General features: G+C 73.0%; 16 protein-coding genes and 1 pseudogene. 10 read left to right on the top strand and 7 right to left on the bottom strand.

The window, feature by feature from the left end; translation table 11 throughout:
- Nucleotides 1-6 precede the first annotated feature (6 nt).
- Nucleotides 7-779, bottom strand: a pseudogene (locus tag V4Y03_RS21365) (IS5 family transposase).
- A gap of 216 nt (nucleotides 780-995) precedes the next feature.
- Nucleotides 996-1,748, bottom strand: coding sequence for a TetR/AcrR family transcriptional regulator (locus V4Y03_RS21360; protein WP_332435927.1), 753 nt, complete (start codon nucleotides 1,746-1,748; stop codon nucleotides 996-998).
- A gap of 114 nt (nucleotides 1,749-1,862) precedes the next feature.
- Between V4Y03_RS21360 and V4Y03_RS21355 the strand changes: the two genes are divergently transcribed.
- Entirely contained in the window at nucleotides 1,863-2,453 is a 591-nt protein-coding gene (locus V4Y03_RS21355) for an NADPH-dependent FMN reductase (protein ID WP_332435926.1), read from the top strand.
- Nucleotides 2,454-2,456: 3 nt separating this feature from the next.
- On the top strand, nucleotides 2,457-4,007 hold the full coding sequence (locus tag V4Y03_RS21350) for an MDR family MFS transporter (protein ID WP_332435925.1): 1,551 nt from the start codon (nucleotides 2,457-2,459) through the stop codon (nucleotides 4,005-4,007).
- Here the strand turns inward: V4Y03_RS21350 and V4Y03_RS21345 are convergent.
- Entirely contained in the window at nucleotides 3,940-4,338 is a 399-nt protein-coding gene (locus tag V4Y03_RS21345) for a hypothetical protein (protein ID WP_317875128.1), read from the bottom strand. The genes V4Y03_RS21350 and V4Y03_RS21345 overlap by 68 nt on opposite strands.
- A 52-nt stretch (nucleotides 4,339-4,390) precedes the next feature.
- Here V4Y03_RS21345 and V4Y03_RS21340 point away from each other — a divergent pair, with 52 nt between their 5' ends.
- Nucleotides 4,391-5,086 (top strand): uridine kinase family protein, encoded by a 696-nt coding sequence (locus V4Y03_RS21340; RefSeq protein ID WP_332435924.1) that lies wholly within the window; start codon nucleotides 4,391-4,393, stop codon nucleotides 5,084-5,086.
- Between the two features lie 200 nt (nucleotides 5,087-5,286).
- On the opposite strand, the gene V4Y03_RS21335 is transcribed toward V4Y03_RS21340, so the two are convergent.
- Nucleotides 5,287-6,009 (bottom strand): SigE family RNA polymerase sigma factor, encoded by a 723-nt coding sequence (locus V4Y03_RS21335; RefSeq protein WP_317878613.1) that lies wholly within the window; start codon nucleotides 6,007-6,009, stop codon nucleotides 5,287-5,289.
- 168 nt (nucleotides 6,010-6,177) lie between these two features.
- Between V4Y03_RS21335 and afsQ1 the strand changes: the two genes are divergently transcribed.
- The 5 genes from afsQ1 to V4Y03_RS21310 all read left to right on the top strand — a co-directional run bounded on the left by afsQ1 (nucleotide 6,178) and on the right by V4Y03_RS21310 (nucleotide 10,120).
- Entirely contained in the window at nucleotides 6,178-6,855 is a 678-nt protein-coding gene (afsQ1, locus tag V4Y03_RS21330; RefSeq protein ID WP_017239746.1) for a two-component system response regulator AfsQ1, read from the top strand.
- Nucleotides 6,852-8,381: a HAMP domain-containing sensor histidine kinase gene (locus V4Y03_RS21325; protein ID WP_332435923.1), complete on the top strand. Its 1,530-nt coding sequence runs from the start codon at nucleotides 6,852-6,854 to the stop codon at nucleotides 8,379-8,381. The genes afsQ1 and V4Y03_RS21325 overlap by 4 nt, the downstream gene beginning before the upstream one ends.
- Nucleotides 8,378-9,010, top strand: a complete 633-nt coding sequence (locus tag V4Y03_RS21320; protein WP_332435922.1) for a hypothetical protein — start codon at nucleotides 8,378-8,380, stop codon at nucleotides 9,008-9,010. The genes V4Y03_RS21325 and V4Y03_RS21320 overlap by 4 nt, the downstream gene beginning before the upstream one ends.
- Nucleotides 9,011-9,245: 235 nt before the next feature.
- Nucleotides 9,246-9,827: a VanZ family protein gene (locus V4Y03_RS21315; protein WP_332435921.1), complete on the top strand. Its 582-nt coding sequence runs from the start codon at nucleotides 9,246-9,248 to the stop codon at nucleotides 9,825-9,827.
- Nucleotides 9,828-9,919: 92 nt separating this feature from the next.
- Nucleotides 9,920-10,120 carry a PspC domain-containing protein gene (locus V4Y03_RS21310; RefSeq protein ID WP_317878702.1) on the top strand — a complete coding sequence of 67 codons (201 nt, stop codon included), beginning with the start codon at nucleotides 9,920-9,922 and terminating at the stop codon, nucleotides 10,118-10,120.
- 96 nt (nucleotides 10,121-10,216) lie between these two features.
- Here the strand turns inward: V4Y03_RS21310 and V4Y03_RS21305 are convergent, their stop codons facing one another.
- Both V4Y03_RS21305 and V4Y03_RS21300 read right to left on the bottom strand, forming a co-directional pair.
- Nucleotides 10,217-10,597, bottom strand: a complete 381-nt coding sequence (locus V4Y03_RS21305) for a hypothetical protein (RefSeq protein ID WP_317878703.1) — start codon at nucleotides 10,595-10,597, stop codon at nucleotides 10,217-10,219.
- 175 nt (nucleotides 10,598-10,772) lie between these two features.
- On the bottom strand, nucleotides 10,773-11,927 hold the full coding sequence (locus V4Y03_RS21300; RefSeq protein WP_317878704.1) for an adenosine deaminase: 1,155 nt from the start codon (nucleotides 11,925-11,927) through the stop codon (nucleotides 10,773-10,775).
- Between the two features lie 104 nt (nucleotides 11,928-12,031).
- On the opposite strand from V4Y03_RS21300, the gene V4Y03_RS21295 reads away from it, so the two are divergent.
- Both V4Y03_RS21295 and V4Y03_RS21290 read left to right on the top strand, forming a co-directional pair.
- Nucleotides 12,032-12,805 carry a GNAT family N-acetyltransferase gene (locus V4Y03_RS21295; protein ID WP_332435920.1) on the top strand — a complete coding sequence of 258 codons (774 nt, stop codon included), beginning with the start codon at nucleotides 12,032-12,034 and terminating at the stop codon, nucleotides 12,803-12,805.
- An 88-nt stretch (nucleotides 12,806-12,893) separates the two neighbouring features.
- Entirely contained in the window at nucleotides 12,894-13,667 is a 774-nt protein-coding gene (locus V4Y03_RS21290; protein ID WP_332435919.1) for an alpha/beta hydrolase, read from the top strand.
- Nucleotides 13,668-13,785: 118 nt separating this feature from the next.
- Here the strand turns inward: V4Y03_RS21290 and V4Y03_RS21285 are convergent, their stop codons facing one another.
- Nucleotides 13,786-14,757, bottom strand: coding sequence for a LysR family transcriptional regulator (locus tag V4Y03_RS21285; protein WP_317875916.1), 972 nt, complete (start codon nucleotides 14,755-14,757; stop codon nucleotides 13,786-13,788).
- Nucleotides 14,758-14,784: the final 27 nt, after the last annotated feature.

Genomic DNA, 14,784 nt, shown 5'->3' with positions numbered 1-14,784 from the left:
CAAATGTCACGCCCACATCAGGAGTGAGGCGAGGGCGACGGCGGCTTCGTAGGACTGGGCGGTCTTGTCGTATCGGGTGGCGATGCCCCGCCACTGCTTCAGGCGGTTGAAGCACCGTTCCACGACGTTGCGATGCTTGTATGCCTCGCGGTCGAAGGCCGGCGGGCGCCCTCCGCGGCTGCCTCGCCGGGCCCGGTTGCGGACCTGGTCGGCCCGCTCGGGAATCGTGTGCGGGATGCCCCGACGGCGGAGCCAGGCACGGATCGCCTTCGAGCTGTAGCCCTTGTCTCCCAAGACGTGATCGGGCCGGACCCGGGGCCGTCCCGGACCGATCCGGGGCACCCGGATCGCCTCCATCACCGCGGTGAACCGGGTGCAGTCGTTGGTGTTGCCGCCCGTCACGACGAAGCCGAGCGGACGGCCCCGCCCGTCGCAGGCCAGATGAATCTTGCTGGTCAGGCCACCCCTGGACCGGCCGAGGGCCGGGTCGCGGAGCCCCCTTTTCGGGCCCCGGCCGCGTGCTGATGGGCGCGGACGACCGTGGAGTCCACCGACACCAGCCACTCGATGTCGCCCGCCGCGTCCGCCTTCGCCTGCGCGGCCCGCAGCATCCGGTCGAACGTCCCGTCCGCCGCCCACCTGCGAAAACGCGTGTGGAGCGTGGCCCACGGCCCGTAACACTCGGGCACGTCCCGCCAGGCCGTCCCGGTCCGGAACTTCCACACGATCCCGTTCAACACCCTGCGATCGTCCAGCCGCTTCCGCCCCCGCAACGACACGGGAAGCAACGGCCGGACGAACTCCCACTCGGCATCAGACAGCTCATGACGACGTATCACGCAACCATGATCCACCAGCAGCGATCATTTGAAGACACCGCCTAGCACTGTGAGAGACGGCCCCCGGGTGATCCCGGGGGCCGTTCCTCATGCCCGCCCGGGGCCGTTCCTCATGCCCGTCCGATGCCGTTCCTCATGCCTGCCCGGGGCCGTCTCTCATGCCCGTCCGGGGGTGCCCCGCTCCACCAGCCCGGCGACGCCGTCGAGCACGCAGTCGAGCCCCGTCACGAACTGCCATTCCGCGTCGTCCTTGCGCGCCGCGCCCTGTGTGTAGCGCCGGTAGGTCGGGTAGCGCCCGGTCTCCATCAGGTACGCCATCTGCGGGGCGAGCCCCCGCCGCGACTCGTCGCCGCTCTGCCAGCCCTGTTCCGCCATGTACTGACGCAGCGCCGCCTCCGACTGCGTGGCGCCGTGCACATAGGCGTTGACCGCCCGGAACGCGGCCATCATCGTGTCGACGTCGAGGCCGAGGCCGTCGAGGGCGGCCAGCTGGCGTTCGGCCGCCGCCATCCGGTTCGGGGTGAGCGCGAAGAGCGGCGCCGGCATGTGGGACAGCCAGGGGTGGCGCAGCATCGTGTCGCGGGTGCGCAGCGCGTGGGCGCGGAGCGTCTCGCGCCAGCCGGACACCTCGTCCGCGGGCTCCAGCTCGCCGGACACGCGGTCGATCATGAGCGCCCACAGCTCGTCCTTGCCGTCGACGTGCCGGTAGGCGGCCATGGGTGCGACGCCCAGTTCGGCGGCGACCTTCCGCATGGTCACGGCGGCGAAGCCCTCGCGGTCCGCGATGCCGATCGCGGCGTCGGCGATCCTGCCGGGGGTGAGGGACGCCCGCGGTGCCGCCGCGGGCCGCTCCAGGCGCTCCCACAGCGAGACGCCGTCCGTCTCTTCCTTCTCGTCCCTCTTCGCCACTGCGGCCTCCCTCTCTCGCGTACAGCGTATGCCCTGTGGACGCTGTACACACTGACGTGTACGTTGTACACCGCTCGGTATACGCCGTACACATCACTGTTTCCAGGGGGAACCATGCCCACACCGCTGCGCCTCGCCGTGATCCAGGGCTCGACCCGCGACGGCCGCCTCGGCCCCACCGTCGCTAACTGGCTGCTCACCCACGCCGCCACCCGGCCGGAGTTCACCACCGACCTGATCGACCTCGCCGAGACCCCGCTGCCGACCGTCTTCCCCCAGCTCGGCCAGGCCCCGGAGCGCGCCGAGGACCGCGCCCTGCTCGCCGCCGTGTCACCGCGCCTGGCCGCCGCCGACGCGTTCGTCGTGGTGACACCCGAGTACAACCACAGCTACCCGGCACCCCTGAAGAACGCGATCGACTGGCACAACCGCGAATGGCACGCCAAGCCCGTCGGCTTCGTCGCCTACGGCGGCTTCTCCGCCGGCCTGCGCGCCGTCGAGCACCTGCGCGGCGTCTTCGCCGAGCTGCACGCCGTCACCATCCGGGAGGCGGTCGGACTCCAGGGCGTCTGGGGGCAGTTCGACGCGGAGGGCCGGGCCGTCGACCCGACGGCCGACGCCGCCGCCAAGGCCATGCTCGACCGGCTCACCTGGTGGGCCGAGGCACTCCGCGGCGCCCGCGCCGACAGGCCCTACGCGGCCTGAGCCATGACGCCACCTCAGGACACGCGCCTCCCCTACCTGGGCGTCACCGGCCTCATGCTCGGCATCGTCCTCGCCACCCTCGACGGCACCGTCGTCGGCACGGCCCTGCCCACCATCGCTGGTGAACTCGGCGGCCTCGACCGGCTCTCCTGGGTCGTCACCGCCTATCTGCTCACCGCCGCCGTCACCACCCCGCTCTGGGGCAAGGCCGGCGACCTCTACGGCCGCAAGGGCGGCTACCTGTCCGCCGTCGCCGTCTTCCTCGCCGGCTCGGTGCTCTCCGGCCTCGCCCAGAGCATGGGCCAGCTCATCGCCTTCCGCGCCCTCCAGGGCGTCGGCGCCGGCGGCCTGATGGTCGGCGCCTTCGCGCTCATCGGCACCCTGGTGGCCCCGAAGGACAGCGCCCGGGTGCAGGCGATCACCGGGACGATGCTGCCGGTCGCCTTCGCCGGCGGCCCGCTCCTCGGCGGCGTCCTCACCGACCATCTGAACTGGCGCTGGGCCTTCTACGTCAACCTGCCGGTCGGCCTCGCCGCCCTGCTGATCGTCTCGCTCGCCCTGCGCGTCCGGACCGCCCGCGTCCACGCGCGCGTCGACTGGGCGGGAGCCGTGCTGCTCACCACCGGGGTCCTGGCGCTCACCCTGCTCGCCGGGTGGGCCGGCACCGCCCACGCCTGGACCTCACCGCGGATCCTGGCCCTGGGAGCCCTCGCGGTGGCGGCCCTCGCCTGGTTCGTCCGGGTCGAGCGGCGCGCCGAGGAACCCGTGATCCCGCCCCGCCTCTTCCGCCGCGACTTCACCCTCGCGCAGATCCTGAGCTTCCTGGTCGGCGCGGGCATGGTCGCCGCGATGAACTACCTGCCGCAGTACCTGCAGTTCGTCCGCGGGCAGTCCTCCACGGCGAGCGGACTGCTGCTGCTCCCCCTGATGCTCGCCATGGTCGCCGCGCAGCTGGCCTCGGGCCGGATCATCGCCAGGACCGGGCGCTACCGGATCTTCCCGATCCTCGGCGGCGCCCTGATGACGGCGGGCGCACTCGCCCTGCTGCTGCTCGGCCCGGACACCCCGACGGCCGTCGCCTCCGCGCTCACCACGGTCCTCGGCGCGGGCATGGGCTTCCTGACGCAGGCGACCCTGCTCGTCACGATGTACGCCGCCGAGCCGCGCGACATGGGCGCGGCCAGCGGTACCGTCACCCTCGTCCGGACACTCGGCGGCTCGCTCGGCGTGGCCGTCCTCGGCGCGGTCTTCACCGCGCGCCTCGCGGGGACCGACACGCATCTGACCCCGGCGCAGGCCCAGCGCCTGCCGGAGCCGGTACGGGAGGGCCTGCGGGCGGCGGTGACGAACGGGGTGCACGGGGTCCTGCTCGGCACGGCCCTGCTCGCCGCGCTGGCCTTCGCCGTGGCCTGGCTCGTACGGGAGGTGCCGCTGCGGACCGCGGCGGACGGGACCACAGAAGGGGCCCCCGCACCGGCGGACCCCGTTACGGAAGCAGCCCCTGGGTCAGCGGCCCCGCCACCGGCAGGTCGGCCACTGCCCCGCCCTTCGTGAGGTGGTCGGTCACCAGGGCGGTGCCGACCGGCTTGAAGTCGGCGACCTGGGTGCCCAGACCGTTGTCCAGGGGGTCGACGCCCGTGTTGGCCAGCGGGTCGAGCTGGAGCCGGGTCAGCGGGCCGAGGCCCTGACCGACACCGGACAGCGCGCCCCCGCCGGCCGCGCCGACGTCCGTGCGGGTCAGCGAGTCGACGGGCAGCGGCAGCGGAGCCGCGGCCTGGGCCGCCGCACCCGCGCCGAGCATCGCCGCACCCGCCGCCGTGACGGTCAGGCCCGCCTTGAGCAGGGCACTGCGGCGGGAGGTACGGGGTTCTGCGTGACGCGCCATGATGATCCTTCCGAGGGGTGACCGGGCGGACACCGACAGTAGTTGAGGTGTGATGCTCGATACCAACGGCCTTCCTCGGGGGTCCCCTGCACGGGGGAATGGTTCACACTGGTGTCCCGTGAGTTCCCAACCGATCCCGACCCGTGTCGTCCTGCTCGCGGGCCCCTCCGGCTCCGGCAAGTCGTCCCTCGCCGCCGTCACCGGCCTTCCGGTCCTGCGCCTCGACGACTTCTACAAGGAGGCCGACGACCCGTCGCTGCCACTCGTCGACGGCAGCCCGGACATCGACTGGGACTCCCCACGGTCCTGGGACGCGGACGCCGCCGTCTCCGCCATCGTCGAGCTGTGCCGTACGGGCCGGACCGACGTCCCGGTGTACGACATCTCCACCAGCTCCCGGGTGGGCCGCGAGCGGCTCGACATCGAGCGGACGCCGCTCTTCGTGGCCGAGGGCATCTTCGCCGCCGAGATCGTGACCCGCTGCCGTGAGCTCGACGTCCTCGCCGACGCGATCTGCCTGCGCGGCCGCCCGTCGACGACCTTCCGGCGCCGGCTCGCCCGCGACCTCAAGGAGGGCCGCAAGTCGGTGCCGTTCCTGCTGCGCCGCGGCTGGCGGCTGATGCGCACCGAGCGCGCGATCGTCGCCCGCCAGACGGAGCTGGGCGCCCACCCCTGCGCCAAGCCGGAGGCCCTGGGCCGCCTGGCGGCAGCGGCGGCGGGCCGCCACCGCACCCCGGCGGCCGGCTGACCGACCCGGCCGACCCGCACGGAGCGGGCCACACGCCACACGCCGGACCCCGGACACGAAAACGCGACGCGGGTCGTACAAGCCCCCCGGCTTGTGCGACCCGCGCCGTTCCCCCGTACCCCCGTACGGTTCCCCCGTGCTCCCCCGACGGCCTCGTTCCCCCGTGGCCCCCTGGGTCCTTCCCCCGTTCCCCCCGACCTTCAGGCCACCAGCTCGCCGAAGGACTCCTCCTCGTCACGGCCGAAGCTGAGCACCTCGTCCTCGCGCAGCCGCCGCAGCGACCGCCAGATGCTCGACTTCACCGTGCCGACACTGATGTCCAGGATCTCCGCGATCTCCGGATCGGTCCGGCCCTCGTAGTAGCGCAGCACCAGCATGGTCCGCTGGAGCTCGGGCAGCCGGGCGAGGGCCTGCCACAGCACCGCGCGCAGCTCCGTGCCGCGCATCGCGTCCGTCTCGCCGACCGTCTCCGGCAGCTCCTCGGTCGGGTACTCGTTCAGCTTGCGCCGGCGCCAGGCGCTGATGTGCAGGTTCGTCATGGTGCGGCGGAGGTATCCGCCGACCGCGGCCTTGTCACTGATCCGCTCCCAGGCGCGGTACGTGGAGAACAGCGCGCTCTGGAGCAGGTCCTCGGCCTCGAACCGGTCACCGGTGAGGTGGTAGGCGGTGGCGTACAGGGAGGCACGACGCTCCTGGACGTAGGCCGTGAACTCGGCCTCCGAACAGTTGACGCGCTCCCCCGTGACCTCCCCGTACGCCGCTCCCCCGTCAGCAACGGCCGCCATGTACGGCGCCTTGCGCTGACGCCCGACGCTGCGAACGCACCCCCGTCCGATCACACCGCCGGACTTCTCCGTGCTCCGTACGACGTCGTGGAGACGCGTGACTACTGCGCTTGAGGTGCTGCTGTGCAGTGCGTTCATCTCGCGCCCCCCGTCGGTTGGAGTGTGTTCGGTCCGTGTGCAATGAAGCTTGCCCAGCGGACTTCATGGCGTTGTCCGCCGACTGTCACAGGCGTGTCACAGGGCCCGGAACAGAAGCGCGCCTCCCCACGGTCGAACTCGGACGGCCGCATGCGACAGAATGCGTCCGTGCCTTTTCTGTTGCTGATCGAGGACGACGACGCCATCCGCACGGCCCTCGAACTCTCCCTGTCACGGCAGGGCCACCGGGTGGCCACTGCCGCGACCGGAGAGGACGGCCTCCAGCTGCTGCGCGAGCAGCGCCCCGACCTGGTCGTTCTCGACGTCATGCTGCCGGGCATCGACGGCTTCGAGGTCTGCCGGCGCATCCGCCGCACCGACCAGCTGCCGATCATCCTGCTGACCGCCCGCAGCGACGACATCGACGTGGTCGTGGGCCTGGAGTCCGGCGCCGACGACTACGTCGTGAAGCCGGTCCAGGGCCGCGTCCTCGACGCCCGCATCCGGGCCGTACTGCGGCGCGGCGAGCGGGAGTCGACCGATTCGGCGACGTACGGCTCGCTGGTGATCGACCGCTCCGCGATGACGGTCACCAAGAACGGCGAGGACCTCCAGCTCACCCCGACCGAGCTGCGCCTCCTCCTCGAACTGAGCCGCCGGCCCGGACAGGCGCTCTCCCGCCAGCAGTTGCTGCGGCTCGTGTGGGAGCACGACTACCTGGGCGACTCCCGTCTCGTCGACGCCTGTGTGCAGCGGCTGCGCGCCAAGGTGGAGGACGTGCCGTCCTCGCCGACGCTCATCCGTACTGTGCGCGGGGTCGGCTACCGGCTGGACGTTCCTGCGTGAGCAAGGGAATCCTGACGCGGCTGCGGCTCTCCAGCCTGCGGCTGCGCCTCGTGGTCGTCTTCGCGCTCGTCGCCCTCACCGCCGCCGTCGCCGCCTCCGGCATCGCGTACTGGCTGAACCGGGAGGCGGTGCTCACCCGCACCCAGGACGGGGCGCTCAACGACTTCCGGCAGGAGATGCAGAACCGGGCGGCGACGCTGCCGCTCCGGCCCACCCAGGACGACCTGCGGCGGACCGCCGAGCAGATGGCGAGCGGCAGCGCCAACTACCAGGTGCTGCTGCTGGGCGAGCGGGACGCGGGCAAGCCGATCGTCGGCGCCTCGGACCCGGACGACTTCACGCTGGCCGACGTGCCGCGCACGCTGCGGGACGCGGTGGACACCGAGCGCCCCGTGACGGAGGCCAACCCGTACCCGTACCACCTGTTCTGGCAGCGTACGGAGCGGAACGGGACCCCGTACCTGGTCGGCGGCACCCGCATCGACGGCGGCGGACCCTCCGGATACATGTTCAAGTCGCTGGCCGCGGAGAAGGCCGATCTGAACTCGCTCGCCTGGTCACTCGGGATCGCCACCGCGCTCGCGGTGGCCGGCTCCGTGCTGCTCGCGCAGGTCGCGGCGACGACCGTGCTGCGCCCGGTGCACCGGCTCGGCGACGCGGCCCGGCAGCTCGGCGAGGGCAAGCTCGACACCCGCCTCCGGGTCACCGGCGCGGACGAACTGGCCGATCTCACCCGTACGTTCAACAGCGCGGCCGAGTCCCTGCAGAAGAAGGTCACGGACATGAGCGCCCGGGAGGAGTCCTCCCGGCGTTTCGTCGCCGACATGTCGCACGAGCTGCGCACCCCGCTGACCGCCCTGACGGCCGTCACGGAGGTCCTGGAGGACGAGCAGGACTCCCTCGACCCGATGATCGCCCCCGCGGTGGCGCTCGTGGTGAGCGAGACCCGGCGCCTCAACGTCCTGGTGGAGAACCTGATGGAGGTGACCCGCTTCGACGCGGGCACCGCCCGGCTCGTCCTCGACGAGGTGGACATCGCCGACCAGATCACCGCGTGCATCGACGCGCGCGCCTGGCTGGACGCGGTCGATCTGGACGCCGAGCGCGGGATCGTGGCACCGCTCGACCCGCGCCGACTCGACGTGATCCTGGCGAACCTCATCGGGAACGCGCTGAAGCACGGCGGTTCGCCGGTGCGGGTGTCGGTGCGCACCGAGGACGACGAGCTGGTCATCGCGGTGCGCGACCACGGCCCCGGCATCCCCGAGGAGGTGCTGCCGCATGTCTTCGACCGCTTCTACAAGGCGAGCGCCTCCCGGCCGAAGTCGGACGGCAGCGGGCTCGGTCTGTCGATCGCCATGGAGAACGCGCTGATCCACGGCGGTTCGATCACCGCGTCCAACTCGGTGGGCGAGGACGGGACGGTGGACGGCGCGGTGTTCGTGCTGCGGCTGCCGCTGGACGCCTCAGGGATCACACGCGAGGTGCAGACCCGCAGCAGTCAGGGCGAGGTGGAGGAAGAGTGAGACGCCGCACCTACGGGCGTACGGCCCTGGCGGCCGGGCTCCTCGCGCTGGGCGCGCTGGTGACCGGCTGCGGGATCAGGACCACCTCGGTCCCGGTCGACGCGGGCGCCGCCCCGTCCCGGGTCCCCTGCCGGACGACCGACGAGGCCACGACGGGGGCGCCGCTCCAGGGCGTGCCGGTCCGGGTGTACCTGCTCTGCGGCTCCCAGCTGGAGGCGGTGGACCGGCGGTCGCCGCTGCCGGAGGAGAAGGCGGGCGGCGACCCGGTGCGCACGGCGCGGGGCCTGCTGGCGCAGCTGCTCGCCGAGCCCTCGGACGCCGAGCGGCAGGCCGGGTTCACGACGGCGGTGCGGGGTCCGCTGACGGTGGGCGGCGGTCACCGGGGCGACCCGGCGGGCACGCTGCGGCTGAGCCGTCAGCCGGAGGACCTGGCGCCGATGGCGTTCTCGCAGCTCGTCTGCTCCTTCGCGGAGAGTTCGGCGGGCGCGGGCGGCCACTCGGTGCTGCTCGGCGGCCCGGGGGCGTACCCGCCGAAGCGCTACCGCTGTACGGCGGAGCTGCGGGAGCGCCCGGAGTCGGCCCCGCCGACGGCGGCCGTGACCGCCCCGGCGGCGACCGCGACGGGCTGATCGACGGGCGGTACGGGGGCGGCCGTCACAGGCTGGGCCACGGCCGGTCCGGGGCGACCCCTACGGGCTGGGCCATGGCCGGTCCGGGGCGACCGTCACAGGCTGAGCGGCGGCCGGTCCGGGGCGACCGTCACAGGCTGAGCCGCGGCCGGTCCGGGGCGACCGTCACAGGCTGAGCGGCGGCCGGTCCGGGGGCGGTGGAACCGATTCCGCCCCGGGGGGCGTCTTGGGGGGCGTGCAGCGTCAAGGTTCGGGCGGCAGTGCCGCCGTGGTCGTCCGCGTCGCGGGGTTCGCCCTGGTCGTCGCGCATCTGCTGCTCGTCGCCTGGGTCAGCCTGCGGCCACGGGACGTGGCCTGGGTGACCCCGCCGAACACGATCCCGCTGGCGGGCCTCCGGGCCGATCTGGCGCTCGGCGTCCCCGAGGCGGCCCGGCTGATCGCCGAGGGACTGCTGCTGCTGGCCCCGCTGGGCGTACTGCTCCCGATGGCCGACGGACGGCTGCGCGTCTCCGGGTGGGCCTCCCTGGTCCGTACGACGGCGGCGGGCGCGCTGGTGTCGCTGGCCGTGGAGCTGCTGCAGACCGCCGTGCCGGGCCAGGTCGTGGACGTGGACTCGGTCCTCCTGAACACCATGGGCGTGGCGCTCGCGCATCTGCTGCTCGTGCCGGTCGGGCGGAGCTGGCTGCGCCGCAGGTCGGAGGCGGGCCAGCCGGTCTCCTCCCCCGGTACCGGGCCGGGTCGGGGTTCGGCCCTGCTGCGGGACGACGGTTCTCAGGGTGCGACCCCGAAGATTTCCAGGGTCCCGGTCGCCCGGTAGACCGACGCCGCCGGACCCCGTCCGGCGGCACCATGGAGTCATCGGGAGCCCGGAAGAGCGGCTCCCGGACAACGACTCCGAAGGAGCCCACCATGGCCGCACTTGCCCGCCCCCGTGACGGACGCATGATCGGCGGAGTGTGCGCGGCGCTGGCCCGGCGCTTCGGCATCTCGGCGAACACGATGCGCCTGATCTTCCTGGTCTCGTGCCTGCTGCCCGGTCCTCAGTTCCTGATCTACCTGGGTCTGTGGATCTTTCTGCCGGCCGAGAAGGACGCGTCGTCGGCCTGGTAGCCGTCCGCGTCGTACATCGTCGTACGCCGAAGGGGCGCGTGCCCGGGAGACCGGGTGCGCGCCCCTTCGGCGTACGTGCGGTGCCGTGCGGCGGGGTCAGCCGATCGGCAGGCCGCCCAGCGGGAGAGCACCCAGCGGCAGGCCGCCGAGGAGGCCGCCGAGCGGGGTGGCGCCGAGGCCACCGGCGGCGGCGTCGAGCGGGAGGTTCTGGGTGGCCTGGCCGGCGGCGGCCGGGAGGGTCTTCACACCCTGGTCGAGGCCCTGGCCGAGGGCGCCCTGGCCGGCACCGAGGGACCCGGCGGCGCCGTCGGGGAGCTCGGTGAGGCCGTCACCCAGCGGGACGGCCTGGGACACCGTGCCCAGCGCGTCGGCGTCGAGCGGCAGGGACGGCGCGGCGGAGGCCGTGCCGGCGGCGGCAGCGGCGAAAGCGGCACCGAGAGCGGCGACACCGAGCTTCTTGGCGGCAGACTGCTTCATCTGAAAATCTTCCTTGTGGAATCCGGGGGCTTCGGACAGAGAAGCCGGGAGGGGAAATCCTGTGGAATGCAGAGGGCTCTGCAACCTAACCAGTGAACGACTCCTCCGCAAACACCGGAAAGCGGCCGGGTGTCGCCCCCACCCGGCCGCTCGAATACCCGTTTCAGGGCGGTTTTCAGCCAGCAGTGCGGGAGGACTCGCTGGTCGTGGCGGTCTGCTGGAACAGCCATTCGGACTTCAGCTCGGCATATCCGGGCTTGATGACCTCATTGATCATGGCGAGGCGTTCATCGAAAGGAATGAACGCTGATTTCATCGCATTGACCGTGAACCACAGCATGTCGTCGAGCGTGTAATCGAATGCCTCGGTCAGCAGCTCGAATTCACGGCTCATGCTCGTGCCGCTCATGAGACGGTTGTCGGTGTTGACCGTCGCCCGGAAGTGGAGCTTGCGGAGCAGACCGATGGGGTGCTCGGCGAACGAGGCGGCGGCGCCGGTCTGGAGGTTGGAGGACGGGCACATCTCCAGCGGGATGCGCTTGTCCCTGACGTACGCGGCGAGCCGCCCGAGGCTCACCGTGCCGTCCTCGGCGACCTGGATGTCGTCGATGATCCGGACGCCGTGCCCGAGGCGGTCGGCGCCGCACCACTGGAGCGCCTGCCAGATCGACGGCAGCCCGAAGGCCTCGCCCGCGTGGATCGTGAAGTGGTTGTTCTCCCGCTTCAGGTACTCGAAGGCGTCGAGGTGGCGGGTGGGCGGGTAGCCGGCCTCGGCGCCCGCGATGTCGAAGCCGACGACGCCGGAGTCGCGGTAGCGGTTGGCGAGTTCCGCGATCTCCAGGGAGCGGGCCGCGTGCCGCATGGCGGTCAGCAGGGCGCCGACCCTGATGCGGTGCCCGTTCGCCCTGGCCTGCCGCTCGCCCTCGCGGAAGCCCTCGCTGACGGCCTCCACGACCTCTTCGAGGGTGAGGCCGGACTCCAGGTGCTGCTCGGGGGCGTAGCGCACCTCCGCGTAGACGACGCCGTCCTCGGCGAGGTCGACGGCGCACTCGGCGGCGACGCGGAAGAGGGCGTCACGGGTCTGCATGACGGCGCAGGTGTGCGCGAAGGTCTCCAGGTACCGCTCCAGGGAGCCGGAGTCGGCGGCTTCGCGGAACCAGATGCCGAGCTTGTCGGGCTCCGTCTCGGGGAGCTGCCGATAGCCCTGCTCCCGGGCGAGTTCGATGATCGTGCCGGGGCGCAGTCCGCCGTCGAGGTGGTCGTGGAGGAGCACCTTCGGGGCGCGGCGGATCTGGTCCGCGGTGGGGACGGTGGGGGTCTGGCTCGTCATTTCCGCACTGTAGCGCCTACGCGCGTAGAGCGCGCCTCGTGGCACCACGTCCGTCCTGCCTTTCTCCGTCGCCCCGCCCGGCCCCGAACACCTAGCCTGCGCCCATGACTTCCAGCGTTCCCGGCACCGAACTGCGCCGCATCCACGGCTTCCTTTCCGACTTCCGCCGCCGCCAGGCGGTCCGTACCGTCGACTTCCCCGGCGGGTTCGCCGTGTTCGACGAGGAGTACGCGCTGTCGCGGGGGAACAACCACCTCCTGGTCGACGGCGAGACCGACCCCGGGGCGCTGCCCGCGCGGGCCGAGGAGCTGATGGCCCACCTGCCGTACCGCTTCGCCTATGTGCTCGACGAGCGGACCGCGCTGGCCTGCGCGGGGCCGATGGTCCGCGCCGGGTACCGGCACTCGCAGTCGCTGATCATGCGGTACGACGGCCCCGTACCGGCCCACGGCGGGGCCCGGGAAGTGGACCTGGAGGCGCTGCGCGGGCCGGCCGTCGCGTCCTGGCGCCGCTTCGCCCCGGACGCCGGGGAGGAGCTGGTCCGCGCCCTGGTGGAGCGGCGGGCGGCCCGGCGGCGGGGCGCCGAGGCCGTCAGGTTTCTCGCCTCGTACGGCGCCGGGGGCGAGGTCGCCGGATGGGTCGACCTCTATCTGGACCCGGCGACCGGAGTCGCGCAGATCGAGGACCTGGTCACGGACGGGAACCATCTCGGGCAGGGGCACGCCGGCGTCGTCCTGGACACGGCGCTGCACCTGGCCGCCGACGCGGGCTGCACCACCGTCTTCCTGACCGCCCGCCCGGACGACTGGCCGCACCGCTGGTACGCGCGGAAGGGCTTCGCGGCGGTCGGCAGCGTGTCCCGTTTCGAACGGGCTTAGGAGTTACGGGCGTTCGCTGAGCGGACGATACGTAACAGAGACCGCGCGTACGGCTGGCGTACACCTCCGCTTCTGAGACTGTTCTGTCATGGCCCACTTCGCACTCGTGGGGCCGTCCGAAGCGCGGAGACCCCGGCTCGGACGGCCTGTTGGAGGTTCCCGGACGTCGGCGGTGGGGGGCGTGGTGCTGCTCCTGCCGGACGGCGAGCCGGTGTCGGGGCGTCGTGCCTCCGCGCGGGCCCACGCCGCGATGCTGCCGCTGGCGCGCGGTCTCGTCCGCGCGGGCCGGGCCGAGGGCCTCGTCGCGCACGTGGTGCGCTACCGGGGGCGCGGCTGGAACGGGACGGACGCCAACCTCGCGGCGGACGCCTCCTGGGCCGTCGCCGAGGCGGTACGGCGCTACGGCGACGTCCCCGTCTGCCTCGTCGGCCACGGGTTCGGGGCGCGGGCAGCGCTGCGGGCCGCCGGGCACGGCGCGGTCGGCGCGGTGCTCGCGCTGGCCCCCTGGCTGCCGGAGGACGACATGGCGGCGGAGCCGGAGCCCGTGCGCCAGCTGGTCGGGCGCCGGGTGCTGCTCGTACACGGCACCAACGACGCCAGGACCGACCCCGAGCTGTCGTTCCGCTTCGCCGAGCGGGCGAAGAAGACGAACCGGGAGACCTGCCGGTTCGAGGTGCACTCCGACGGCCACGCGCTGCGCCAGTACGCGGCCGAGGTCCGGGCCCTCGCCGCCGACTTCGTCCTTGGCGCCCTCTTCGCCCGCCCGGTCGCCCGCCCGGTGACCGACGCGATGGCCGCTCCCCCGCCGCTGGGCCTGCGGATGCCGCTCGCGGCGGGCTTCGGGGGCACGCTGCGACGGTGAGCGGGCCCCGGTTCGCTCGCCGGGGTGGAGGCGCCCCCGGCTCACCGGGGTGGGGCCGCCCCCGACTCACCGGGGTGGGGCCGCTCCCGGCTCACCGCGACCGCACACCCGCCCCCGCTCACTGCGGCTGCGCGGGCTCCTTCGGCAGCAGGTGGCCCCTGCGGCTCAGCAGGAACTTCTTGAAGGCGGCCACCGGTGCCGTGTCCGGGTGGCCGTCGAGCCAGGCGACCCCGATCTCACGGACCGCGCGGGGGGCCGTGACGGTGAGTTCGACGACGCCGGGGCGCGGGACCGCCGGCGGGGGCAGCAGCGCCACGCCGAGACCGGCGGCGACCAGGCCGCGCAGCGTCTCCGCCTCCTCGCCCTCGAAGGCGATCCGGGGCTTGAAACCGGCCTCCGCGCACAGGTCGTCGGTGATGCGGCGGAGCCCGTACCCCGGTTCCAGGGTCACGAAGGTCTCGTCGGCGGCCTCGGCGAGACGGACCCGCTTGCGGCCCGCGAGCCGGTGGTCGTCGGGGACGACGAGCCGGAGCCGCTGTTCGTCGAGGCGCCGGGCGACCAGGTCGGGGGCGTCCGGCACCGGGGAGGTCAGACAGAGGTCGAGGTCGCCGGCCCGGAGCCGTTCGATCATGGCCTCGCCGTAGTTCTGCACCAGGGTGAAGCGGATCCGCGGGTGGTCGACGCGGAAGGCGCGGATGAGCCCGGGGACGGTCTCGGAGCCCATGGTGTGGAGGAAGCCGAAGGCGACCCTTCCCGCGGTGGCGTCGGCGTCGGCCCGTACGGTGTCGGCGGCCCGCTCCACCTCGGCGAGCGCCCGCTCGGCGGCGGTGAGGAAGCGGCGGCCCGCCGGGGTGAGCGAGACCGTCCGGCCGCGGCGGGCGAAGAGGGTGACGCCGAGGTCCTGTTCGAGCCGGACCATCGCCCGGGAGAGCGTGGACTGCGGGACTCCCATCTCGGCGGCGGCCCGGGTCACGTGCTCGTGCCGGGCGACGGCGGCGAAGTACGCGAGCCGGGGCGCGAGCACCGGTCCCATGTCTTCTTCGTTACTGTTCGGTGACAGGCGAGGCTGTGACCTGTACTCATGCACCATAGGAACGATTACAGCAGTTCCGTGCAT

This window comes from Streptomyces sp. P9-A4 (assembly GCF_036634195.1).
Lineage (GTDB): Bacteria > Actinomycetota > Actinomycetes > Streptomycetales > Streptomycetaceae > Streptomyces.
This window is presented reverse-complemented; position numbering and strand designations above follow the sequence as displayed.